Annotated in this window: 23 protein-coding genes; 14 read left to right on the top strand and 9 right to left on the bottom strand. The window is 49.5% G+C overall.

Annotated elements, in window-relative coordinates; all coding sequences use genetic code 11:
* Nucleotides 1–221: 221 nt before the first annotated feature.
* Nucleotides 222–1,166, bottom strand: a complete 945-nt coding sequence (locus tag NST84_RS18590) for a serine hydrolase (RefSeq protein WP_342561655.1) — start codon at nucleotides 1,164–1,166, stop codon at nucleotides 222–224.
* A gap of 265 nt (nucleotides 1,167–1,431) precedes the next feature.
* Here NST84_RS18590 and NST84_RS18585 point away from each other — a divergent pair, with 265 nt between their 5' ends.
* The 4 genes from NST84_RS18585 (at nucleotide 1,432) to NST84_RS18570 (ending at nucleotide 4,162) form a co-directional block, all read left to right on the top strand.
* Nucleotides 1,432–1,971 carry a hypothetical protein gene (locus tag NST84_RS18585; protein ID WP_342561654.1) on the top strand — a complete coding sequence of 180 codons (540 nt, stop codon included), beginning with the start codon at nucleotides 1,432–1,434 and terminating at the stop codon, nucleotides 1,969–1,971.
* 127 nt (nucleotides 1,972–2,098) lie between these two features.
* Nucleotides 2,099–2,521, top strand: a complete 423-nt coding sequence (locus NST84_RS18580; protein ID WP_342561653.1) for a hypothetical protein — start codon at nucleotides 2,099–2,101, stop codon at nucleotides 2,519–2,521.
* A 65-nt stretch (nucleotides 2,522–2,586) separates the two neighbouring features.
* Complete coding sequence (locus tag NST84_RS18575) at nucleotides 2,587–3,009, top strand: GNAT family N-acetyltransferase (protein WP_342561652.1); 423 nt, start codon at nucleotides 2,587–2,589, stop codon at nucleotides 3,007–3,009.
* 556 nt (nucleotides 3,010–3,565) lie between these two features.
* Nucleotides 3,566–4,162 (top strand): hypothetical protein, encoded by a 597-nt coding sequence (locus NST84_RS18570; protein ID WP_342561651.1) that lies wholly within the window; start codon nucleotides 3,566–3,568, stop codon nucleotides 4,160–4,162.
* Nucleotides 4,163–4,265: 103 nt separating this feature from the next.
* Here the strand turns inward: NST84_RS18570 and NST84_RS18565 are convergent, their stop codons facing one another.
* Genes NST84_RS18565 through NST84_RS18555 form a run of 3 tightly spaced genes read right to left on the bottom strand, consistent with a single transcriptional unit; the run spans nucleotide 4,266 to nucleotide 8,997 of the window.
* Complete coding sequence (locus NST84_RS18565; RefSeq protein ID WP_342561650.1) at nucleotides 4,266–6,062, bottom strand: ABC transporter ATP-binding protein; 1,797 nt, start codon at nucleotides 6,060–6,062, stop codon at nucleotides 4,266–4,268.
* Complete coding sequence (locus tag NST84_RS18560; RefSeq protein ID WP_342561649.1) at nucleotides 6,063–7,829, bottom strand: ABC transporter ATP-binding protein; 1,767 nt, start codon at nucleotides 7,827–7,829, stop codon at nucleotides 6,063–6,065.
* A gap of 58 nt (nucleotides 7,830–7,887) precedes the next feature.
* Nucleotides 7,888–8,997: a hypothetical protein gene (locus tag NST84_RS18555; protein WP_342561648.1), complete on the bottom strand. Its 1,110-nt coding sequence runs from the start codon at nucleotides 8,995–8,997 to the stop codon at nucleotides 7,888–7,890.
* Between the two features lie 443 nt (nucleotides 8,998–9,440).
* Here NST84_RS18555 and NST84_RS18550 point away from each other — a divergent pair, with 443 nt between their 5' ends.
* The 6 genes from NST84_RS18550 (at nucleotide 9,441) to NST84_RS18525 (ending at nucleotide 15,457) form a co-directional block, all read left to right on the top strand.
* On the top strand, nucleotides 9,441–9,887 hold the full coding sequence (locus NST84_RS18550; protein ID WP_342561647.1) for a hypothetical protein: 447 nt from the start codon (nucleotides 9,441–9,443) through the stop codon (nucleotides 9,885–9,887).
* Nucleotides 9,888–9,904: 17 nt separating this feature from the next.
* Nucleotides 9,905–10,594, top strand: coding sequence for a response regulator transcription factor (locus NST84_RS18545; protein WP_342561646.1), 690 nt, complete (start codon nucleotides 9,905–9,907; stop codon nucleotides 10,592–10,594).
* Nucleotides 10,591–11,592 (top strand): sensor histidine kinase, encoded by a 1,002-nt coding sequence (locus NST84_RS18540; RefSeq protein WP_342561645.1) that lies wholly within the window; start codon nucleotides 10,591–10,593, stop codon nucleotides 11,590–11,592. Before NST84_RS18545 ends, NST84_RS18540 begins: the two co-directional genes overlap by 4 nt.
* Before the next feature lie 98 nt (nucleotides 11,593–11,690).
* On the top strand, nucleotides 11,691–12,446 hold the full coding sequence (locus NST84_RS18535) for an ABC transporter ATP-binding protein (RefSeq protein ID WP_342561644.1): 756 nt from the start codon (nucleotides 11,691–11,693) through the stop codon (nucleotides 12,444–12,446).
* On the top strand, nucleotides 12,443–14,383 hold the full coding sequence (locus NST84_RS18530) for an ABC transporter permease (RefSeq protein ID WP_342561643.1): 1,941 nt from the start codon (nucleotides 12,443–12,445) through the stop codon (nucleotides 14,381–14,383). The genes NST84_RS18535 and NST84_RS18530 overlap by 4 nt, the downstream gene beginning before the upstream one ends.
* A 186-nt stretch (nucleotides 14,384–14,569) precedes the next feature.
* The gene (locus NST84_RS18525; protein ID WP_342561642.1) at nucleotides 14,570–15,457 is read left to right on the top strand and encodes an alpha/beta hydrolase; all 888 of its coding nucleotides are present in this window, start codon (nucleotides 14,570–14,572) and stop codon (nucleotides 15,455–15,457) included.
* On the opposite strand, the gene NST84_RS18520 is transcribed toward NST84_RS18525, so the two are convergent.
* Nucleotides 15,449–16,264 carry a lipase family protein gene (locus NST84_RS18520; protein ID WP_342561641.1) on the bottom strand — a complete coding sequence of 272 codons (816 nt, stop codon included), beginning with the start codon at nucleotides 16,262–16,264 and terminating at the stop codon, nucleotides 15,449–15,451. The two genes, NST84_RS18525 and NST84_RS18520, sit on opposite strands and share 9 nt — an antisense overlap.
* Before the next feature lie 113 nt (nucleotides 16,265–16,377).
* Entirely contained in the window at nucleotides 16,378–16,662 is a 285-nt protein-coding gene (locus NST84_RS18515) for a DUF2087 domain-containing protein (RefSeq protein ID WP_342561640.1), read from the bottom strand.
* A gap of 181 nt (nucleotides 16,663–16,843) precedes the next feature.
* Between NST84_RS18515 and NST84_RS18510 the strand changes: the two genes are divergently transcribed.
* The gene (locus tag NST84_RS18510) at nucleotides 16,844–17,407 is read left to right on the top strand and encodes a hypothetical protein (protein ID WP_342561639.1); all 564 of its coding nucleotides are present in this window, start codon (nucleotides 16,844–16,846) and stop codon (nucleotides 17,405–17,407) included.
* A 93-nt stretch (nucleotides 17,408–17,500) separates the two neighbouring features.
* The gene (locus NST84_RS18505; protein ID WP_342561638.1) at nucleotides 17,501–18,382 is read left to right on the top strand and encodes a GyrI-like domain-containing protein; all 882 of its coding nucleotides are present in this window, start codon (nucleotides 17,501–17,503) and stop codon (nucleotides 18,380–18,382) included.
* A gap of 58 nt (nucleotides 18,383–18,440) precedes the next feature.
* Here the strand turns inward: NST84_RS18505 and NST84_RS18500 are convergent, their stop codons facing one another.
* The 3 genes from NST84_RS18500 to NST84_RS18490 form a co-directional block, all read right to left on the bottom strand.
* A complete protein-coding gene (locus NST84_RS18500; protein ID WP_342561637.1) occupies nucleotides 18,441–19,223 on the bottom strand; it encodes an AraC family transcriptional regulator in 783 nt (260 codons plus the stop codon).
* Nucleotides 19,224–19,240: 17 nt separating this feature from the next.
* Nucleotides 19,241–19,819 carry a LysE family transporter gene (locus tag NST84_RS18495; RefSeq protein WP_342561636.1) on the bottom strand — a complete coding sequence of 193 codons (579 nt, stop codon included), beginning with the start codon at nucleotides 19,817–19,819 and terminating at the stop codon, nucleotides 19,241–19,243.
* Nucleotides 19,820–19,905: 86 nt separating this feature from the next.
* Complete coding sequence (locus NST84_RS18490) at nucleotides 19,906–20,478, bottom strand: TetR/AcrR family transcriptional regulator (RefSeq protein WP_342561635.1); 573 nt, start codon at nucleotides 20,476–20,478, stop codon at nucleotides 19,906–19,908.
* 169 nt (nucleotides 20,479–20,647) lie between these two features.
* On the opposite strand from NST84_RS18490, the gene NST84_RS18485 reads away from it, so the two are divergent.
* Together NST84_RS18485 and NST84_RS18480 are read left to right on the top strand one after the other, a co-directional pair.
* Nucleotides 20,648–21,568 (top strand): 2-dehydropantoate 2-reductase N-terminal domain-containing protein, encoded by a 921-nt coding sequence (locus tag NST84_RS18485; RefSeq protein WP_342561634.1) that lies wholly within the window; start codon nucleotides 20,648–20,650, stop codon nucleotides 21,566–21,568.
* Between the two features lie 85 nt (nucleotides 21,569–21,653).
* Complete coding sequence (locus tag NST84_RS18480) at nucleotides 21,654–22,211, top strand: GNAT family N-acetyltransferase (protein WP_342561633.1); 558 nt, start codon at nucleotides 21,654–21,656, stop codon at nucleotides 22,209–22,211.
* Nucleotides 22,212–22,225 lie beyond the last annotated feature (14 nt).

Here is a 22,225-nt window from a genome sequence, read left to right as displayed (position 1 = left end):
TAATCGTGTACGTGGGGAACTCATCCCATATGCAGGACATGGGGCAATACTCCTTTTCAGGAGCGAACGGGAAACACCGAATTTGAATGAACAATGACCATGTCAGGGATATGGATTGTGGCTGGAGGAAATGATTGAATTGAATAATGGATCAAACACATAAATCCCCGTTACCTAGGTTGATAAGGTAGTCGGGGATTTATGCGTTTTGTTATATGCAGTTATAGCTGAACCAGCAGGGGGGCAACAGATTCACGGAATACCTCTATAACAGGCTTTTGCTTGCCGCGATGATCCTGTGTTAAGACTACCACAGTCTCCAGCTCAGGGAGAACATAAACAAACTGCCCGCCATATCCTCTGGCATAATAATAGTAGAGATCACTTACTGCGGAATCTTTGTCCGGATGAATATAGCTGTCCGTCCACCAATGCCAGGCGTAACCGCCGCGGCGGGGAGCTTCCACCAGAATGGCAGTTTGCGTAGAACGGTCAACTAACTCTGGTGCGATCAGCTGCCGGTGCTCCCATTGTCCGCGCTGCAGATAGAGCTGGCCGAACCTCAGCAGATGGGCCGGGCGCAGACGCAGTCCGAAACCCCCGGTATGAATACCTTGGGCATCCTGCTCCCACTCATATTGTTCAATGCCCAGCGGACCGAACAGTTCGAGCTCCGCATACCGGGCAACCGGCATTCCGGTGCCTTTTACCAGAATAGCTGCTATAAGCTGTGAAACACCGGAATTGTATTCCATGTGCTCACCGGGATTGTGGGACAGCTTCTGCTCCAGCACAAAATCGATCCAGTTCTCTGAGCGCGTCATGCGCGGGAAGGAGTTGTGCCCGCCAAACTCGGTCCAGTTAAAGCCTGGTGTCATGGTCAGCAGATGCTCCAGGGTAATTGCCGCTTTACGCGGATCACGATCTTGGCGAATCCGCGGATAAAAATCCGCTAACAGCGTATCAGGCTGCGGCAGCAGACCTTTTTCCATGGCAATGCAGACAAGTGCGGAAAGCACGCTTTTGGTGCAGGAGTTGATTTTGGCGAGTTCATTGGCTGTATTCGTTTCTCTATAATGCTCGTAGATGAGCTGGCCTTTACGGCTGATCAGACAGCTGCGTAACTGATAGGGGGCAACCGCTGCGGACAGTTTGGATGTATCCATTTTTTTTGAGTTCCTTTCTTCTGCTGCTGATTTGCGTGATTGCTTATAATAAGTGTACATATCTGTTAACAGTGTACCAGCCTTATTGTGAAAAACGAAATGAGAAGAGCATTCCAGGTATCTATAAACGCCAATGTCTTTCTTTTGCGCAAAATAAATAGGAATAGACACAATATTGTGAAAAAGTTCACTTAATAATTATCAAATTTTAATATATAATAAGGTTATTAAAAAGAAATTAAATTAATTAATTGGGGGAATTGAGATGAAATTTGTAAAAAGTTTGATGGTTGCCGGTATTGCTGCTGCTTTGTTGTCGGGTTGCGGTTCGAATAAGGATAATGCGGGAAATGAAGCGGCTGCCACTGCGCAACCGGATGCAGTATCGACAGCTTCCATCGTCAAAGAACAAGATCCGTTCGTGAAGGCAGTAAGCGCAGAAGGCAACTGGATCGTTGCGATCCTGAATGATCTTACTCTGGATCAGGATGTTGTTGTAGCCGGTGAATTCCATGATAAAGGCGTTGCCGAAAATGCAATCTACCGTAAGCTTGCCCTATATGCACAGGATGCTGACCACAATGTAACAGCTACTTATACACTGACTGCACCTAAAGTAACTGTGCAAAGCGAAAACTTCAGAGTGCAAGGCGGTACCATTAAAGGTGACGTATATGTAGAAGCTAACGGCTTTAACCTGTACAAGGATGCTACAATCGACGGCAACCTGTACTTCGCAAATGCAGACGTGCAAGCCTCCGCTGTTATGGAAGGCAAAGTAACTGGAGCTACTGAAGTAAAATAATAATCTGATTAACGGAAAATACTATAAATGAGGCCTGTAGGCTGACCTGAAAAAAGGGTTGGTTTACAGGCTTTTTTCTGTTTATATAGAAATATGTGGGAAGAGAGTCTGTAAAGGGGGATTTGCTATGCTGAGACGTTGGTTACCGCTGACAATTTGTTTATTATTTTTAATAATCGCGGGCTGCAGCAATCTTAGAGTTAGTGAGTTGTCCAGTATCCGGATCGAGTGTGTGGATATTTGCAACAGGGAAGATCCGCAGGCAGCGGCTATTACTGAGAAGACCTTTTCGGACCCGGAGGAGATCAGGGCTTTCGTAAATGCGGTCAATAAGGCAAGCAGGATAAAGGGAGAGCTGGATTATGGTGTGATGTTCAGGATGTATGCAGCGTATAAAAACGGCGGGGAAAAGGTCTACAGCCTCAACATCTCTGATTCAAAAAAGGAGGGGGTAAGGGGGCTGCTCGTGGACTCTAAAGATAGCGGCAAAGGCTATTCGATTCCTTCCGGAAATCATGAGGAGCTGCGTAAGCTGATTTATGGGGAGTAGGGGGGAGTAGCTTAAACAGATGAAAAATTGCAGGAAGAGGAAGGGTGACACAAGTGTCCTTTAAGGTGAGATTGGCTACAGTAGACGATGCCGCAGCATTGGCCAGACTGAGCTATGAATTTAATGGAGGAGAGCATCGGCAGGCGGCAGCAATAGCAGAGAGCTTAACCAGAGGCGGGGAGCTGGTGGCCGTGGCTGTGGCTGTGCAGGAGGGCCGGGTAATTGGATTCGGCTGCGCTCAGAGCTATAGATCTTTTTGTTACAGCGAAACTTATGGTGAGATTACAGAAATGTACATTGAACAGGCTTACCGGAGACAAGGGGCTGCAACGGCACTGCTTGATCTGCTGGAAAAAGAGTTAAGCCGCCGCAGTGTGGTTAGCATAAAAATTCTGACTGGCAATACTAATGATTCGGCTCTGCGGACTTATGGAAATAACGGTTATACCAGGGAGAACGAGGCGGTGATGATTAAGGAGCTTTGTTAGACATTCTTATTATGCGCAGTTGATACTGGCCTCGAAGAAAATACAGAAGAGTTGAGTCCATCAGATAGCTACATCTTCAAGCATTGGAGTTATTGACCCAGTCTGCCCTACGGATTTCGGCATTACGCTAAACGGGCAGGTTAATCTGGAAGTCGTATGGACATAGTATTAAAAAACACGGGGAATTGCCCAAAAAGATCCTATTCAATCATTTTAACTACACAGAATATATCTAAACTGGCTCTACGACTAAAAAAGTCCATTTTAGTTTGTACAAAGTATAGCTATGTGACTAGCTTCTTAATGAACAGATCCTACAGAAGATGATTGAGCGAGCTAAGTGTAAATAAGTCAACTAATTCCGCGTAAACTGACGGTTTGAGAAATCTAGTTGGATAAATGACACTTAATGATCCGGTTTCCGCCGAAAATGAGGTTTGCAGCCTAAATTAAGTAGCGATTTCGCACCTAATCATCGGAAAAGTTGTGATTGGATGAAATTAAGCAGCAAAAATCCAACTACATACGGGGGAATAATTATAGCAGGAGGTGAGATATGAAAACTTTATTGGCTTGTATTATGATAATGCTGATGCTAGTATCTGCCCGCGGAAATGTTGAAACGACAATAAATCCAATTCCGTTTGGTGTGCTTAAGCCTGAAACGGATGAGTCTATCATTCCCAAAAACAAATCCGAATGTGTTAATGCAGAACTTATAAGTTTGGATAGTGAAACTGAAACCTATTTCTATGGAACCTGGAAAGTTGAGAAGCTTTTAGGATTTGCAAATTCATATAATGATGCTTCTGAATATCCAACAGGGCAAAGATTTATTGGAGATAAAATGGTCATCGAAAAAGACCTTTTTTCATCAAAAGGACTTAAAAACTATAGTAATTATCAATATGAATTAAAGAATCCGTTATATCAGATTACATCGGCATGCTATAACTCTGACTCATTTTACAGATTGTATAAGATAGATATCCCAGGCTTAAATATAAATGATGAAGTAAAAGCAATAAATGTAAGTGACCCTGTTACAAAAATAAGCATACATGCAGGTTTAAGCTTTCTGGTTGTTAATAACGATAGGCTCATCCTGTTATCAGAGGCGACTATTTTTGAGCTTGAAAAAATTACTGATTAAATAAAGAGGCTGAATCAGCCGAACAACAACAGCGGCAGTCAAGGACTCTTCATTGAGTCTTGGGCTGCCGCTGCTTTATTAATGAATCAGTCTGATATTTTATTTATAAAGCCACCGCCGCTTCCGGCTCCTTAAATTGCAGCCTGTACAGCTCCGCATATAATCCGTTGCTGGAGAGCAGGCTGTCATGCGTGCCTTCCTCGGCGACAGCGCCTTTATCCAGTACGATAATTCTGGAGGCATCCCGCACAGTGGACAGCCGGTGGGCAATCACGAGTGTGGTCCGGTTCTGCATTAGCCGGTCAAGTGACTGCTGGACGAGCAGCTCCGATTCATTGTCCAGGGCAGAGGTCGCTTCATCCAGCAGCAGGAGCGGGGCATCCCGCAGAAAAGCGCGGGCGATGGCGATACGCTGGCGCTGTCCTCCCGATAACCCGGACCCGTGCTCACCGATCTGGGTGTCGTAGCCGGCTTGCAGCTTCAGAATAAATTCATCTGCACCTGCAAGTCTGGCTGCTTCCCGGATCTCGTCATCACTGGCAGCCTCATTGCTGAAAGCAATATTGTCCCTGATCGTTCCGGAGAACAGATAAGGGGACTGCGGGACATAAGTAATCATACTGCGCATTTCATTAAGTCCGCCGGATGCAGACCGTCCGTAAACAGAGATGTGACCGGCATTGGGCATGAGCAAGCCACAGCACATCCGCATCAGGGTTGTTTTTCCTGCACCGCTTGGTCCGACAAGCGCAACTGTCTCCCCATGCCGTATACGCAGATTCAAATCGCAGAACAGAGGCGCCTGATCATCCGGGGTTGCGGAGTGGCTGTAGTGTACATCTTGAATAATTAATGCAGCAGGTTCTTCCGGATAAGTTTCTGACGGGGCGTTCCTGTATTTATGTCCCTGGTCATCCTCAGACGGAGCATCAAGAACTGAGAACACTCGGTCTGCCGCGCCAAGCGACTGCTGGACTCCGCCCCAGGTCTGCGACATATGGACGAACGGCCACTGGACCCGGCCCATCAGAATGATGAAAGCAAGTACTTCCCCGGCAGAGGTCCCTCCTTTTATAGCCGAGTAAGCAATGAATCCGGCACAGATGACCATGACCAGATTATTGATAAAAGCGGCGCTGTTCCATAATAATGTCGTTAAAAGCGCCCGCTGCAGCAGCAGCCGGTTGAGCTTGGTACGTTCAGCCGCATATTTGTCCTTTAGCATCGTTTCCAGCGAAAAAGCCCGGACGATCTTCACGCCCTGAAGTGTCTCCTGCAGAATACTGCGCAGCTGTGCTTCAGCGGCGTAGATCCGGGTTGACAGCTGCCGCAGTTTACGGTCAAAGAAGCGGCTGGAGAGAAAGACGACCGGTCCAGAACCAAGAGCGAGCAAAGCGAGCCATACATCCATTGAAGCCAGGTAGAGGAAAGAAACGAAGCAGAGCAGCAGATTATAGCCCAGATCGTAGATAATGCTGCTGACAGTGCCCATCGCGGCTTCTGCATCCTTGGTGTTGCGTGAGGTAAGATCCCCGGAATGCATGGACTGAATCTGCCGGAACGGCAGGCGGTGTGTCTTGTCAAACAATGCTGCCCGCAGATCCCAAGACATCCGGCTCTGGACGACAAACCGGTAAAAATGCTGGAGCATCAGACAAAGGATGATCACGACACAGACAGCGGCGACGATGACGCTCAGACGCATCAGTGAATCCATATCTGCATTGTTAATGGTATCAATGAACAGCTGCTGGATTGCTGCAAGACCGATGTCCATTACTAACCTGGCGGTAAGCAGCAGCGTAGCCAGCAGCAGTCCGATCCGGTATGGTGCGGCATAAGGCAGCAGCCGGCGCAGAACGGCGCGCAGCGGTAATTTTCCGGCTTCCTTTGTTTTCATTCAGATCCTCCCGTCTGCTACAGCCTGATAATCTGTCCGCTGGACAGACTGCACCATGGTGTAATATTTGCCTTCCAAAGCCATCAGCTCCTGATGGCTGCCTTCTTCCAAGACTGAGCCTGCCTCCATAAAATAAATCCGGTCCGCATTGCGGATCGTCGACAGCCTGTGTGCAATCACTACGGTGGTCCGCCCCTGCATTAGCTTCTGCAGCGCCTGCTGGACAATATCTTCACTGTGGCTGTCCAGGGCGGCTGTCGGCTCATCGAGCAGCAGCAGCTCAGGTCCGCGGACAAAGGCCCGGGCAATGGATAAACGCTGCCGCTCACCGCCCGACAAAGTAATTCCCCGTTCACCGATGGCAGTCTCATACTGCAGCGGGGTACTCATTATAAAGTCATGAATGCCGGCATCCTGCGCAGCCTGAAGGATATCTTCCTTTGCAGCTCCGGGTCTGCCCCAGGCAATGTTGTCATAAAGGGTGCCTGAGAAAAGGTAAGGCTCCTGTGATACATAAGCCAGACTGCTGCGCCAGACTTGCAGCGGCAGGCTGCTTAAGGGCTGCGATCCGCAGCAGATAGTACCGTCTTCCGGTTCGTATTCTCCGAGCAGCAGGTGGAGCAGAGTACTTTTTCCGCTTCCGCTTGGTCCGGCGAGAGCAGTTACTTTGCCCGGTTCAATAACCAGCTGCACCTGCTGCAGAACTTGAGTACCGCTATAGCCGAAACTCACGTTGTTAAAAGAAATAGGCAGCTCCCGGGTTCCTGCTGTTTTAGTTTTTCGCTCCTGTTCCGGACGTTCATTCTGCAGCTCTACCAGCTCAAAGATCCGGCCGCCCTGAGCCAGGGAGGTTTGCAGCTGTGCCCAGAGATTGGACAGTCTGGAGACCGGATTCGTAATCTGCTCGAAGCTGATCAGAAAAGCGGCCACTGCCCCTACATCAAGCCGTCCGCCGATTACAAGGTAGCCCCCGTAAGTTAGCAGATACAGCAGGCCGCCGAGGATAACGGTAAAGTTCATATTATAACCGACAGCTTCTGCCCGGGAGAGCGGAATATGGAATTTGAAGTAGTGCTGCACCCGCTCCATGAATTGCCGCTGCAGCCGGGAAGCCAGGGAGAAGGCGCGGACTACTTCGGCACCTTGTACGGAGTCTTGAATCAACACTTGCTGGGCGGACTCCGCTTCCTGTCTTTTGCGGTACAGGGCACGAATACGTGAGGTAAAAGGAAGCATAACCAGCGGCAGCAGGGCACAGATCAGCAAGATGCCCATGGTGAGCGTGAAATGCAGTGACATCAGATAGGTGAGCAGGAAGAGGATCTGCAGCAGACTGCTGAACAGCTCAACCGTCTTCAGGTTAATGCCTTGCTGAGCGGCAGGTGCGGAGTCATGAATCCGGCTGATGAGATCGGCGGAATGATAGCGGTCCAGCTCTTTCATCTTCACCTTCAGCAGCTTATCCAGCAGGGATAACTGCAGCCGGGACGTAGATTTATACTCGAGCACCGCGGATAAATAGCTTTTCAGAAAATTAAAGACAACATCGACAAGTACAATAGCTAAAGCAAAAATAGCGCTGGAAGTCAGGCCCGATAGATTGTGCTCCGTGGCTGCATTAATGATCCGCCGCAAGGCTTCAGCCATCCCGACTGAGGTCAGTGATATTACGGCCGCAGCCAGACAGAGTGCAATGTACCAGCCGATATAAGGCCTGCCAAGCTTTAGTAAACGGATGAACGTGCCGGAAGCTGCTGGTTTCTTCATGTGGGAACCTCCCTGTTATCAGATATACGCTTATTGCAGAATGCTGATTAATTTAGCTCTAATCCAACATAACTTTTGCTGTCAAGGCCAGCAGCTCCCGTAACCGCTCTGTATTCAGATGATAATATAAGCGGTGATCCTCCCGTTTCACACTGATCAGATCGAGAAAGAACAGGAAGTTGGAATGATAGTTCACGGCTGCCGGTGTAATGCCGAGTGCGGAGGCGATCTCCTGGCCGTAATGCGGACGCTCCTTCAGCAGCAGTACAAAATCGAGCCGCCTTTTATCTGAGAAGGCCTTCAGGAACAGCTCTGTCTGTTCACGGTCCGCAGCCGGGCCGAATACCCGCTCATTATGGATACCGAAGATAACCCAGCCTACATTGCCGGACTCTGTAGTGAAGTTCAAGAAATGGTTCCCGACCTGTGACGCCTGGCTCACGTGAAAGGCAGTGGGGACGGCCGTGAAAATGTCAGGCTCATTTTTATGGATTTCCCGGATAAATTGCTCAGGCTTGGCAGCGAATACTGCCTCGTAATGGGCGGAAGCCTGTTCAGAACGCTCCTGCAGCTGCTTTTTCCAGTGGATAAATACATCCTTGTAAAACTGTCGGAGAAGCTGCATATACCGCTGCTTGCACTCTTCCGGGTGGGCCAGGCATTCCAGCAGCGGCTCCTGTGTTTGAATGATCTCCTGATGGGGAGGGGTATCCCTGACTAATGCGGCCAGCAGAATGAGATTGCCTTTTATTGCTTCCCAATCCCTTCCTTGCAGCAGCTCATCCAGCTTATCGTGATATACCCCGTATACCATTTCAGTCAGCATCCATTCCGCCGGTACGGTCTCCAGTGATCTAATCCAGTCTTCCGCTGTCTGCGGCTCAGGATTGCTGCAGATGGATACATAGAAGCCAAAGTCCAGCGTCTTATGGAGAAAATTATGGCCGAAGAAAAATTGCAGCTCGCGTAAAGTATGCGGTGACAGACGGGCCATGGTATCCTCGTAAAAGGAATCAGCTAATGAATCAATTTCAATCTTGTAATCCTGAGCCATGGCATACATCTGCTCTCCGCAGGCGGCCATGCCCATTGCGACGATAAACTCCAGCGCCTCGTTGTAGGTGAACCGGATGTTTTTCAGCAGCTGTTCGTTAAGAGTGGATTTCATCAGTACCTCCGCTATCTAATTAAGTAGGAACTAAATATTAGATTATTCTCACAACATTAAGTTATCACTTAATGTTAAAATAAACCATACCTGAAAAAGCGCATAGGATAAAAATCACTTCAATATTATTTTTGCACAGTGGTTTCGGATTAGGGAACTTCTGCATAATCCCCTCAAACCGGTAAGCTTCCAGCTTCAATTCCTGATCAAAAACGACGGTCCGGACCTCACGGGACAACAGCTTTACCCTCTTTTTTTATAGTGTAAGGCAATTATAATACAGGAGCCAGCTACGTTCTTGGATGATATTGCGGGGACTGGAGGAAGGTTCGCGACCGCACTTTCCCAGATTATAGTATAATGTTTGAAGCAGCTGGGTCTTGGTACATAAGGATGGGATATGGAAAGCTGAATATACGGTTGACTGTCAGGAGGAGAAGCGTATGGAGCTTACAAAAGTTTATAAAGCCAGAGGCCCCTCAGAAAAATCTCTGCTGGTAGCAATAAGTTTAAATTTGGTGGTGTGGAGTTACTTCATTCTTTCGGTCGGCACAAACATTTATTTTGCTGTTGTCTACCTGAGTATCCTTTTTATTGCCGAAGGGATTATGATCTACCGGATCGTTACGGACAAAAGGTCTTTTGACATCACACTAAATGCAGAGAGTCTTGCTGTAAAGAACCAAATTATCCCGGCAGACCACATCAAGACTGTATTTGTAAGAGGTTACTTTAAGCCTGTTATCGGCATCAGACCTAAGGGAAACGTGCTGGTTCCGTATGAAAATTGCTTCCGTTTTGAAAATATCAATGACATAAAGAAGCTGACGGAGTGGGCGGAGCAGAGGCAAATTAAGGTGGCCCATAAGAATTTCAGCCGCTGGCTGTAAGAAACGGAGTGCCATATATGTTCAAAATCATGCTGATTGAAGACGATGTTACGCTATTCACCGAAATTAAGGAACGTTTATCCCAATGGTCGTATGATGTGTACGGTGTCACCGATTTTGCCAAAGTCTTGCAGGAATTCACGGCGGTTCAGCCGGAGCTGGTCATTATTGATATTCAGCTGCCGCTGTTTGACGGTTTTCACTGGTGCCGGATGATCCGGGCGCATTCCAATGTGCCGATTATTTTTCTGTCCTCGCGTGACCATCCGAGCGATATGGTGATGTCAATGCAGCTGGGGGCCGATGATTTTATGCAAAAGCCGTTCCACTTCGATGTGCTGATCGCCAAAATCCAGGCTACACTCCGGCGGGTGTATAACTACAGCACAGAACGGACAGAGCTGAAAACATGGCGCGGCGCTACGATCGAATATGTAAAAAACACCGTAACCAACAGCCAGGGTGCAGCCCTGCTGACCAAAAACGAAATGTTCATCCTCAAAATTCTGGTCGAGCAGAAGGACCGGATTGTAGACCGTGAGGAGCTGATCAAAAACCTGTGGGACAATGAACATTTTGTGAGTGACAATACCTTAACCGTGAACGTGAACCGGCTGCGCAAAAAGCTGGAGCCGCTCGGGCTGGATGCTTACATTGAAACCAAGGTAGGACAGGGGTACATGGCTACCGAAGAGGCGGCATTATGATTACTAAATACATAGCTGAAAAAAGAAGCTGGCTCTGCCTGTTGGCCGGAATGCAACTGCTGATTCTGTTCGTCGCTTTTGTCGATGCGTCGATCCCGTTCCTGCCCGTGCTGTATATCGTGCTGCTGAATGTGCTGGTCTGCACGCTGTTTGTTTTCTTCCGGTATCAGAAGGAGACACGGTTCTACAGGACGATAGAGGCCTGGGATCAGGTGTATGATCTGGAGGCCTTCCGGGAAGCGGACAGTCCGTTTGAGCAAATTGTGCAGGATGCGGTAACCCTCCAGACGGAACGCTACCGGCGGGAATCTGCGGCGAACTTCCGGCTGCTGGAGGAGGAAAAGGACGATCTGCTGGCCTGGATTCATGAGGTGAAAACGCCGCTTACAGCAATGCAGCTAATGATCGAGCGTCTTCCGGATGAGACACTGCAGAATCAGATGATGTACGAATGGCTGCGGATTCACCATCTGCTCGACCAGCAGCTGCACCAGAAGCGAATACCTTTTATGCGCAACGATCTTTTCATTGAGCGTACAGCGCTTGAGCCGGTTCTGAACCAGGAAATCCGGGGGCTGAGAACCTGGTGTATCCCGAAGGGCATCGGATTTGACGTAGAGCTGGAGGCGGAAACGGTGCTGACGGATGGCAAGTGGCTTGGTTTTATGCTCCGGCAGCTGCTGACCAATGCTGTTAAGTACAGTAAAGCCTCAGATATTGTTATACAGAGCCTGGAGCAGGACGGGCATGTGGTGCTGATTATTAAAGATGAAGGCAAGGGGATTGCTCCAAAGGACCTGCTGCGTATCTTTGATAAAGGGTTTACCTCAGTGCTCGGCCGTCAGGAGGGCGCGGCTACCGGGATGGGCCTGTACCTGACGAAGCAGGTGGCGGAACCGCTGCTGATCAGCCTCAGTGTGGAGTCGGAACCTGGAAAAGGTACTGTTTTTATGCTGACTTTTCCGCGGGAGAACGATTTTGTGAAGACGGGCATGTGACAATAATGTCACATGCCTGTTCATATTGTTAGGTGAAACGCAGGAACGTAAGCCCCGGCCCCGGTATGATTGAGGTACAGAAAAGGAGTGGTTGCGAAGTGGTCATTTTACAAGCCAATAAAATTTACAAAACCTACGGAAATAAATTTAACAAGCAGGAAGTACTGAAGGGGATCGACCTGCAGGTGGACAAAGGCGAGTTCGTTGGCATAATGGGCGCGTCCGGTTCAGGCAAAACAACCCTGCTGAATGTGCTGTCCTCCATCGACCGGGTCAGCCAGGGGACAATTGAAATTGAAGGCAAGGAATTTACCGGAATGAAGGAGAAGCAGCTGGCGGAGTTCCGCAAGCATCATCTGGGGTTTATTTTCCAGGAGTATAACCTGCTGGATACATTGACCGTCAAAGAAAATGTGCTGCTGCCGCTCTCAATCACCGGAATCTCCAAGAAGGAAGCACATCAGCGGTTCGCGCAGGTGGCTGGCGAGCTGGGCATTGCCGAGCTGCAAAATAAATATCCGGCGGAAATTTCCGGCGGGCAGAAGCAGCGGACCTCGGCAGCGCGGGCGTTCGTGCATGAGCCGAGTATTATTTTTGCCGATGAACCGACCGGGGCGCTGGATTCCAAATCCGCTTCTGACCTGCTGAACAAGCTGTCGGACATGAACCAGGGGCGTCAGGCGACTATTGTGATGGTTACGCATGATCCGGTGGCGGCGAGCTATTGCAGCAGGGTAGTGTTTATCCGCGACGGGCAAATTTACACCCAGCTGAACAAGGGGGATGAACCGCGGCAGTCCTTCTTTAATGATATTATCAAAACCCAGGGCGTATTGGGCGGTGTCCAGTCATGAACCTGAATTATATTGTTTACCGCAATCTCAAAAAGAACATCAAGAACTATTACCTGTACGTCTTTGCCCTTATTTTCAGTGTGGCATTGTATTTCTCCTTCGTTACCCTGCAGTTTGATCCTTCGATGGACGAGGTTGCCGGTTCGGTAAAAGGAGGCGCAGCGATCGGAACTTCCTCGATCCTGCTGGTCGCAATCGTCGCGATTTTCCTTCTGTATGCGAACACGATCTTCATCAAGCGGCGCAGCCGGGAGATCGGATTATTCCAGCTGATCGGACTCACCAAAGGCAAAATTTTCAGGCTGCTCAGCGCCGAGAACCTGATGCTCTATTTCGGATCCATGGTTGCCGGGATTGCCGCCGGATTCGCAGTGTCGCGCCTGATTCTGATGATCCTGTTCAAAATCCTGGAGATCGACGCGATGGCCGAGCTGCGCTTCTCGTCAGAGGCGCTGGTGCGGACGATCATCGTTTTTGCGGCGATCTATGTGCTGATTATGCTGATGAACTATACGTTTATCAAAGGCCAGAGCATTCTGTCCCTGTTTAAAGTAAATGCCACCACGCAGACACAGATCCGCAAAATGCCGTTGTGGGAGATTGTTCTCGGACTCCTTGGCATCGCTTTTGTCGGGGGCGGCTATTACATTTCAACCCAGCTGTTCAGCGGCAAATATACAGAAATGTCCGAGCTGATGCGGGCGATGATTACGATTCTGGCCCTGGTCATTATTGGAACCTATCTGTTCTATAAAGGTTCAGTCAGCTTCCTGTTCAATGCCATCCGCAAGAGCAAACAGGGCTACCTGTCGATCAATGAGGTACTCTCGCTGTCTTCTATCATGTTCCGGATGAAGTCGAACGCGCTGCTGCTGACAATCATCACGACTGTATCAGCGCTTGCAATTGGCCTGCTCTCGCTCAGTTACATTTCCTATTATTCGGCAGAGGCTACGGCCAAAGAGAGCTCACCGGATGATTTCGGGTTTGCCCGTGTGGAAGCGAAGGAGAAGTTTGTCCAGGCGCTGGATGCGCAAAAGATTAAGTACAAAGAGATTTACATGAAGCCCATCATGATGGAAGTGGATGCCAGCGGGATCATGGACAAATCAGCTTTTAAATCACCGGAGGACCGTCTTCTTCTAACCGCTGTACTCAGCGAAAAGGATATTAAAGGTATGGATTTGCAGCCGGGAGAGACAACGATTGTCGGTTACGGCGGCGCGCTGCAGAAGTTCATGTCACTCAGCGATTCAGGTGAAGTCAAATTTGATACGATAAACGGACCAGTCAGCCTGCAGGTTAACGGCAGCTCTCCTGATGCTGTTCTACCCTATTATTATGGCGGAGGCGGTGCCATCTTTGTGGTGGATGAGAGCATATATGAGGAATTTGTTAAAGTCCAGAATCCAAAGGTGCAAAGAGGAGAAGGGAAAAGAGAGTATTACGGGATCGAACTGGCCGACCGTTCACTGCGGATTGAGGCTAATAAGATTTTCATGGAACAGAAACCGGAGTACCCGAGCTTTTCCCAGTATGAATATGAACTGAACCAGCGGAGCAATATGGGCCTGATTATGTTTATTGTCGGCTTTCTTGGCCTAACCTTCCTGATTACCTCGGGCTGTATTCTGTACTTCAAGCAGATGGATGAAGGTGAAGAGGAAAAGAACGGCTATACTATTCTGCGCAAGCTTGGTTTTACCCAGGGTGATCTGCTGCGCGGCATACAGTTTAAGCAGCTATTTAATTTCGGTATCCCGCTCGTAATCGGACTGTGCCACAGCTATTTTGCAGTCAAATCCGGCTGGTTCTTCTTCGGTACAGAAATGCTGACACCGATGATTCTGGTGATGGTGCTGTATACAGTGTTGTATTCGATCTTCGGTTTCCTGTCTGTGCTGTATTACAAGCGTGTGATCAGAGAGTCTCTGTAACATAGGTTGATGAAAAATAGGCAGTTCAGTCCGCTTCCGGCGGTACGGGGCTGTCTTTTTATACTGCGGATAGCAGAAATATCGTTGACAGTTTTCCGGATATTACCTATCTTTACGAGGTACGCTGCGGGTACAAAACGATCAGGCGGTGCATAAGCAAGCAGTACATAGGAGGTACATCATATTATGTTTGAGGAAATCATTGAACTGGGTCCGATCAGGCTGAACGTAATGCATTCGTTAAAAGAGGGCAGGGAGACCATACTATTTCTCCATTTCAGCGGCGGCAATCTGCATATGTGGAACGGTATCCTTCCGCAGTTTGCAGAGCGGTACAGTATCATCGCACCGGACTTCCGCGGACACGGCAAATCGGATAAGCCGCAGACCGGCTATCATATCGACGATATGGCACAGGATCTTTATCTGCTGCTCCGTGAGCTTCAGGTTGAGCGTTGCCATGTTGTCGGCAGCTCAATGGGGGCGGAAATCGGCCTAAGCCTGGCTGCCACACATCCGGAGCTGGTGCAGTCGCTGGTCTGCGAAGGGGCGCTCTGCAATGAGTTCGGCGAGCACGGTTTGTTTAACGGGGCGCCGGAGGAGATGGAACAAAAGAAAGAGATTATGCGGGCTGAACTGTTGGAGAGGGAGGAGCGCATATTTACATCAAGAGAGGAGTATGTCGCTGAAGAGCGTGCTGAGCTGGAAAAAGAAGGCCTGTGGAATGCGTATTTCCAGCCGTTCTATGAGAACAGTCTGCAGCAGCTGGAAGACGGGAGATACACCTACTGTTTTCTGAATCGTGTACGCACAGAGTATATTCAGAAATTCTGGGATTCTAAGTTTGAAGAGTACTACCGGCATCTCCAATGCCCGGTGCTGTTTATGCCGAGTGAATCAGAGTGGGCGGACGAACGCGTCCGCAGCAGCCTGAATCACTTTGCCGGTCTGGTGAAGCAGGCCGAAAAGGAACGGATTTCCGGTTCAATGCACGCTTATGTCTGGCTGCTGCAGCCGGCGGAGGCGGGACAAACGGCACTGCAGTTCATCAGCAGGCATCCTGTCTCAAATTAAAGGGACGGGTACTGCTACCGGAATGGTGGCCGGACAGAAACCGGGGTTAGACTGGCACAGCTGCCCGGCATATACCGGATCAAGCTTGGCAAGCTCGGCAAAGTAGCTGCTGATGATATGATTCAGCCCGACTGCTCCAAGCTGGAAGGTGAGTGTAATTAGCTCGGGAACGTGGTTGTAATAATATCTTTTGTCCCGTTTAGGCAGTTTGTAGACAGTGGGCGGAACAAAGGTGACGGCGTCAAAGGTATTGGCGATGCGGTAGCTGGTACGGATATACGAGTTGAATACTTTTTTAAAAGCAGGATCACCGACGCGCGGAGAACCATACGTGTACAGAACCGGTGAGGTAAAGGCGGTGTTGGCGGCTGCATCCACAGCACATAAGGTGGCAAGGGCAGCACCAAGGCTGTGGCCTGTAATGGTCAGTGTCTTGCCGGCTGGCAGTGCGGAGAGTGCCGAGATCAGCTCATTTCTGGCGGTGGCGTAGATGTCGGTGAACCCGCGGTGGGTCAGGCAGTCCTGCTTGATATATTTAAAGCTGCGCTGCGAGGCGATCAGATCGGATATCCAGTCGGCTTGCTGGCTGGTGCCGCGGAAGGCAACGATAATTTCATCCGGAGATTCCAGGATAAAGCCGAACCGTTCGCGCCTGTTGTTAAAGGATTTGGCATAGATGGTATGTCTCAGCGCATAATTCTGCGGTACCACAAATAAGCCGTCCGGATTACTAAATTGCACATACGTCTGACTGCATACGGCTGCCAGAAAAATCGCCCGCTGCTCAAACCCGCTATTGGTACCCATCCCTATCCCGCCCTTCCTATTACTACTATGTATGATGGAATGGGCGGATTGGTGTTAACGAATAAGCCTGCAAGCCTCCGTAAGCCGGGGCGGCAGGCTTATTGCGTTGTTGCTCAGCTCTGCTCAGGGCCTGCGGGCTGCGGAAGCTTCCAGTACCTGCTGCCGTCACCGGTTCTTCCGAGCAGCCGGAAATCTACCAGCTCTCTCCTCAGAAAACAGTGATCGTTGAAGGTGTGGTTATCTTTAATGATCTCATTAACCTCCGCTTCGGAATATTCCACATCCGCTGCAAAATTCGTGCTCAGATACTCCATGACGATTCTTTGATTGGAACGCTTGGCCGGCCAGCTGCGCAGTTTACGGTTAGTGTCCAGAAAGTTATCCAGTTTACTTTTCATTGTCAGACTCCTTCAGTTTATGATTAGAATATAATCTAATTATATGTATATCTAATTATATGTATATCTAATTATATTGCAACTGAAAGATTACTGCATTACTACCTGTAGGATAATATTTCTAAATAATCAGATATACTGTTTGGAGAAGCAGCTGTATCAGCCTGACAAACCATGGGGGATGAAAAGTGTTATGCCAAGTGTGAGTAAGACCATCATTTTGACCGTATGCCTGATATTGACCCTTACCGGATGTTTTGTCAGCGGAAGCAAAGAGGATGCGCAGGTCAATAGTCAGGACGGCGTAGTTGCGGCTGCAGAGGTTCCGGTCTACGATCTGACATCACTCGTTATTAAGCTGCCGGACGGGTGGGAGCTGGATAAAGGGGACCAGATGAATTATTTGATGAACAACGAACGGGGAATGGCAGTAGGCCGGATTTCTTCCAGTTCTTATGAAGCCGATTTTGAATTTAATCACGCGCTGCCTAATCACAGCTCGGTGATCTATGACGAAACACTGCAGCTCCCGGCTGGAGACTGCAGATTAATCACACTCGATGCGGATAACGGAACAGCGGCGTCGGGCATTACCGGAACGCATAATACCTATTACGGGATTGTATCCATCCGGGATAAAGTGATCTACATTCTGGAATTTACGAACCTGGACAAAGATCCGCAGAGCAAGCAGCAGTTTATTGATATACTGAGCACGATTTCGCTTGAGGAGCCGGCTGTTTGAGCAGAACGGTGAATCCGTCAATCCTGTGCACCAACTGTCGGAACGTCTGGTAATCATTTTGTTACTCTGGAGTTAAGGAAAGGAGGCAGGCGCATGAATCTGCTGGAGGAGATGAATAAGGCCCTCGGCTATATCGAGCAGCAGCTGGCCGGAGATATTGATTACAAAAAAGCGGCCAGGCTGGCATTGTGCTCGGAGTATCATTTTAAACGGATGTTTTCCTTTTTGGCGGGGATTCCGCTTTCTGAATATGTACGCCGCAGACGGCTTACTTTGGCCGCATTTGACCTGCAGCACAGCCCGCTGCGGATTATCGATATTGCCGTGACCTATGGCTACAGCTCGCCCGATGCTTTTACCAAGGCGTTTCAGCTGTTCCACGGTGTGACTCCTTCGGAGGCCAGATTGAATGGACAGCCGCTGAAGGCCTTTCCCCGGATGACATTCCAGTTAACGGTCAGAGGAGGAAATGAAATGAATTACCGGATTGAAGACAAGGAAGCGTTCCGCATTACCGGACTGCACAAAAGAGTGCCGATTGTTTTTGAAGGGGTGAACCCGGAAATTGCCGCAATGTGGCAAAGCCTGAACATGGAGCTGATCAGTCAGCTCAAGGCGCTCTCCAACATAGCTCCGCAGGGAATGATTAGTGCCTCGGTGAATTTTTCGGAAGGACGGATGGAGGAAAAAGGGGAGCTGGACCACTATATCGGGGTAGCTACGACACTAGAGATTCCGGATCACTTCGCCCGGCTGGAGGTATCTGCGGGAACCTGGGCGGTTTTTGAAGCGGTTGGCCCTTTTCCGGAGACGCTGCAGAATGTATGGGGCAGAATCTATTCGGAATGGTTCCCGTCCTCGCATTACGAGCTGGTGGAGGGTCCCGAAATCCTCTGGAATGAAAGTAAAGATACGTCGTCACCGGCGTACAGAAGCGAAATCTGGATTCCTGTAAGGAAGAAACAGCAGCTATAGCCAAACGCCAAAAAGAAGCTCCGCAGGTAGCCAGTGCTACCGTGGAGCTTCTTTTTGTTTAGTTAAGCTGGGACAGATATTCATAGGCCGTGATGCCGAACATGCTTTTAAAATGCCGGTTCAGATGGGTCAGGTCGAAGAAGCCGCATTCTGCCACCGCCGCATAGATATCCCTGGTCTGTTCGATGGAGCGTCTCGCGTGCTCAACCTTGCAGTTCAGAAAGAACTGATAAGGCGAAATGCCGGCATGCTGCTTGAATCCGCGTATAAACTGGAACTTGGACATGCCGAATTCCAGGCACAGCTCGTCCAGCCCCAGTACGTCCCCGAGGCGGTTCAGCATCATTTCTTTGGCCCGTTCCATGAACAGGGTGTCGGTTTTAGCGGTTCTTACGGTTGTATCGTCAGCTGTACGGGCGAGCCGTTCAATCAGGGACAGCAGCAGTTCACTGCCCAGTGCCTCGTCTTTGCCGGATTGGACCGCATCGGAAATGGCGCAAATATGCTGTGCCAGCCCGCGGTCATACATAATTGGAGTATCGAAGCGCAGCTCACGGCTGCCCAGCACCTCAGTCACCAGCTCCGGCCGCAGATAGAGCATCACATAGTCAATTCCGTCACGGTCATAAGAGCTGCCGTCATGATACTGTTCCCTGTTAAAGAGCATGACACCGCCCTGGTGCGAGGACTGCAAGCTGCCGCTGAGCTGATACTGCTGGATGCCGCGCAGTGTGACACCGACTGCAAACTCCTCGTGGCAGTGCTTTTTATAAGTGAAGTCGCTTATGCTCGCGGTCAGGGCCAGGATGTCGTCTGATTTTTTGTAAATAAACTGCTCCACAGCTTCCGCCTCCATCTCTATAAAATGCCTGAAACCATTACCGCCGAGTATACCATAAACAGCGCCATAACAGTGTTCGCCAGCCGCCGGTGATTCTGCAGAAAAGCTCTGAATAAAGTGCCGAACAACAGCCAGGCCATAAAAGCAAAAAAGCCGATTACCGTTATTACAATAACGAACACTGTCAGAATGAACGGAGAGCTGTAATAAGGCAGCACGTAGCTCGGTATTACGGTTAAGGTGAACAGGATCACCTTGGGGTTCACAAATTGCATCAGGAGACCGGCGGTGAAGCTGGATGTGGAGGAATTCTGTGCTGCTGCGTTCATCCGGTAAATCTGCAAGGCAAGATACAGCATATACAGGCTGCCAACCAGCTGCATGACTGTAAGTACACCCGGCAGGAGGACAACAAGCATCCGGTTCAGCAGGGCAGACACGGCGAGCAATAAGCCAAAGGCAAGCGTTGCGCCCCAGACATATTTCATCACCTGCCTGATGCTGCTGATCTGCACAGCGGACAGAATCACGATATTGGTCGGTCCCGGGGTAAAGGTAACAACAACGCAGTATAAAAGAAAAGCGGTAAGATTCATGATGACCTCCTGATCTGTAGTCAACAAGAATCGTACACTGAAAGGCTGTGAGGCTTATAGTATATTATTGCAGCAGCCGATTTTACTCAGACAGGCTGTTTATCAGGCAGCATATGATTCATTTCCAGCAGGCTCCACAGCTGCCCGGTAATCTCTTCGGCAGAGTAGGGCACAGGGTTCGTGAACCACCATTCGATAACACCCACCGTCGCCGATGCTATAAATTGAATCCGGACCTCCTGATCCACACCGGCGGGGAATAGCTGCTCTGCAAATTGCTCCCTGATGCTAAGGCAGATCATCTCCAGCAGACGGCTGCGCAGAGCGGGAACCCCTTTTGTAGTCAAGAGGGTAGTGTAAAAGGCGGTATGCTGCTCCAGCATGCTGAATACACGCAATAAGGCGTCTTTTGTAGGATAAGGCGGTTCATTCAGCTCTTCCTGCGGCATACAGCTTGCGATCAGCTGATCCAAATGACTCTCAATACATAGCTCCAGCAGCTGGTATTTATCCGTGTAGTGGGCATAGACCGTTCCGCGGTTAACATCAGCACGCCCGGCAATTTCATTAATGGTAATCTTCTCAAATTCCTTTTCGGCCATCAGGCTAATCAGGGCATCCATAATGGATTCCTGGCTCTTCCGGACTCGTCTGTCCATGCGCAAACTCCTCTTTTGATCCGGCTTATACAACGTTATCGAACATCTGCATACATTCTGTCGGGTAACCGACAAAAACGCCGATTTTAACAATTGTACATAAGAATAAGCTGAATTATATTGGACAAATGAATGAAAAACAACATTTGTTCAAAAAAAGGAGTAATCGATGAAGACATTAGTTTATGGTGCAGGGGTACTCGGCAGCTATCTGGCGCATGTGCTGATCCGGGGCGGTAATGAGGTGACCATCCTGGCGAGAGGAAGCCGGGCGGAGGAGCTGAAGCGGGACGGGCTGGTTATCCGCCATTATTTTCAGCGTAAGACGACCACCGATAAGGTGAAGGTAATCAGCACTCTTTTGCCGGAGGAGCAGTATGATCTTATATTTGTCGTGATGAAATTTAATGACTTTCCGGCTGTCCTGCCCGTGCTTGCGAAGAATGCCAGCAGTAATATTATTCTCGTAGGCAATAATCCGGAGGCGCATGATACACAGAGAAATCTGCAGGAGCTTAGTCTGCATAAGAAAAATATTGCGTTTGGCTTCCAGCTCAGCGGCGGGCGGCGGGAACAGGACCGGATGATCTGTGTCCGCGCAGGGGGGCAGATGGTGCTTGGGACGCTGGACGGACCGGTTCCTTTTCATGACATGCTGACAGAGGTCTTTAAGCATACCCGGTATAAGCTGAGCTTTCTCACCGATATAGATACTTGGCTGAAAAGCCACATTATCACGATTTTGCCGATGAATCTTGCCACATTTGCCGTAGGTGGGAATGTCAAAAAGCTGGCGCGAAACAAGAAGCTCCTGCTGCAGATCATCAGTGCGATGGATGAAGGCTTTAAAGTGCTTGAGACATTAGGCTATACAGTTGTTCCGGCAGGCCAGGTTAAGGCAGTCCGCTCCTACCGCAAGCTCATGTATCTGTTCCTCAAGCTGTATCATAATCTGCCCGTTGCCCGGATGATTGACGGATCGGTGCATGAGCTTGCCGCATTAAACGGGGCTTTTGACAGGCTGAAGCGGCAGTCAGGGGCAGCAGCTCCGGATTGGGATGATCTGGTTGCCCAAAATAGCGGAATATAAGGGGTGTAATATGCAATAATTGGCGACTTTCCCGCTGATTTTGTGTAAACTATACGCATGAGCACATGCTTAATCTGGGTTTGAGGTGTCTAAGAGAATGCATAATGAGCTGACCATAAGCAAACTAACATCCGGGGACAGGAGCGCAGCTAACAGGATTTTTGAAATCTCGATTACGGATGCCTTCGAGCAGGAAGGGCTTGGCGATTTGCGTGAGGATATTGACCAGGAAATTGAGGGGAAAAAGGAGCTGCTTAAGTCTGCCATCTGCGGGACTAATCCGGGTACTTTTTTCTTGCTGGCATCCGTTGAGGGTGAAGCGGCCGGAACCATATCCTTCGGCCCCTGCGGTGAGGAAATCCGGGTATGCACAGGCGGACGGCTGAACAGGGTGGGCGAGCTGGGCAGTTTATATGTGCTGCCGCAGTATCAGAACCGCGGGATCGGATCGGCGCTGATCCGCAGTATGGCCGGGTGGCTGAACGAACAGGAAATTGGACAGTTCTGTCTTGACAGCGGCTACACCCGCGCCCAGCAGAAATGGCTGCGGAAGTTCGGCGAGCCTTACGTGACTGTTCCGGATTATTGGGGCCCCGGCAATCCGCATATGGTCTGGCTGTGCAAGGTGAAGGATTACGTTTAGATCGCCGGGCTCAG

Origin of the sequence: Paenibacillus sp. FSL R7-0345, assembly GCF_038595055.1 — a bacterium.
In the GTDB taxonomy this organism is placed as follows: Bacteria; Bacillota; Bacilli; order Paenibacillales; family Paenibacillaceae; genus Paenibacillus_AQ.
Note: the sequence above shows the minus strand (reverse complement) of the source record. Positions and strands in the feature narration are given on the sequence as shown.

Excerpts from the sequence above, each read along its gene's own strand:
- NST84_RS18485 (WP_342561634.1), top strand. The coding sequence starts at position 20,648 with ATGAAGACATTAGTTTATGGTGCAGGGGTACTCGGCAGCTATCTGGCG.
- NST84_RS18510 (WP_342561639.1), top strand. The coding sequence starts at position 16,844 with ATGAAAAGTGTTATGCCAAGTGTGAGTAAGACCATCATTTTGACCGTA.
- NST84_RS18490 (WP_342561635.1), bottom strand. The coding sequence starts at position 20,478 with ATGGACAGACGAGTCCGGAAGAGCCAGGAATCCATTATGGATGCCCTG.
- NST84_RS18550 (WP_342561647.1), top strand. The coding sequence starts at position 9,441 with ATGGAGCTTACAAAAGTTTATAAAGCCAGAGGCCCCTCAGAAAAATCT.
- NST84_RS18570 (WP_342561651.1), top strand. The coding sequence starts at position 3,566 with ATGAAAACTTTATTGGCTTGTATTATGATAATGCTGATGCTAGTATCT.
- NST84_RS18540 (WP_342561645.1), top strand. The coding sequence starts at position 10,591 with ATGATTACTAAATACATAGCTGAAAAAAGAAGCTGGCTCTGCCTGTTG.
- NST84_RS18525 (WP_342561642.1), top strand. The coding sequence starts at position 14,570 with ATGTTTGAGGAAATCATTGAACTGGGTCCGATCAGGCTGAACGTAATG.
- NST84_RS18585 (WP_342561654.1), top strand. The coding sequence starts at position 1,432 with ATGAAATTTGTAAAAAGTTTGATGGTTGCCGGTATTGCTGCTGCTTTG.
- NST84_RS18580 (WP_342561653.1), top strand. The coding sequence starts at position 2,099 with ATGCTGAGACGTTGGTTACCGCTGACAATTTGTTTATTATTTTTAATA.
- NST84_RS18590 (WP_342561655.1), bottom strand. The coding sequence starts at position 1,166 with ATGGATACATCCAAACTGTCCGCAGCGGTTGCCCCCTATCAGTTACGC.
- NST84_RS18495 (WP_342561636.1), bottom strand. The coding sequence starts at position 19,819 with ATGAATCTTACCGCTTTTCTTTTATACTGCGTTGTTGTTACCTTTACC.
- NST84_RS18530 (WP_342561643.1), top strand. The coding sequence starts at position 12,443 with ATGAACCTGAATTATATTGTTTACCGCAATCTCAAAAAGAACATCAAG.
- NST84_RS18545 (WP_342561646.1), top strand. The coding sequence starts at position 9,905 with ATGTTCAAAATCATGCTGATTGAAGACGATGTTACGCTATTCACCGAA.
- NST84_RS18520 (WP_342561641.1), bottom strand. The coding sequence starts at position 16,264 with ATGGGTACCAATAGCGGGTTTGAGCAGCGGGCGATTTTTCTGGCAGCC.
- NST84_RS18505 (WP_342561638.1), top strand. The coding sequence starts at position 17,501 with ATGAATCTGCTGGAGGAGATGAATAAGGCCCTCGGCTATATCGAGCAG.
- NST84_RS18555 (WP_342561648.1), bottom strand. The coding sequence starts at position 8,997 with ATGAAATCCACTCTTAACGAACAGCTGCTGAAAAACATCCGGTTCACC.
- NST84_RS18560 (WP_342561649.1), bottom strand. The coding sequence starts at position 7,829 with ATGAAGAAACCAGCAGCTTCCGGCACGTTCATCCGTTTACTAAAGCTT.
- NST84_RS18515 (WP_342561640.1), bottom strand. The coding sequence starts at position 16,662 with ATGAAAAGTAAACTGGATAACTTTCTGGACACTAACCGTAAACTGCGC.
- NST84_RS18565 (WP_342561650.1), bottom strand. The coding sequence starts at position 6,062 with ATGAAAACAAAGGAAGCCGGAAAATTACCGCTGCGCGCCGTTCTGCGC.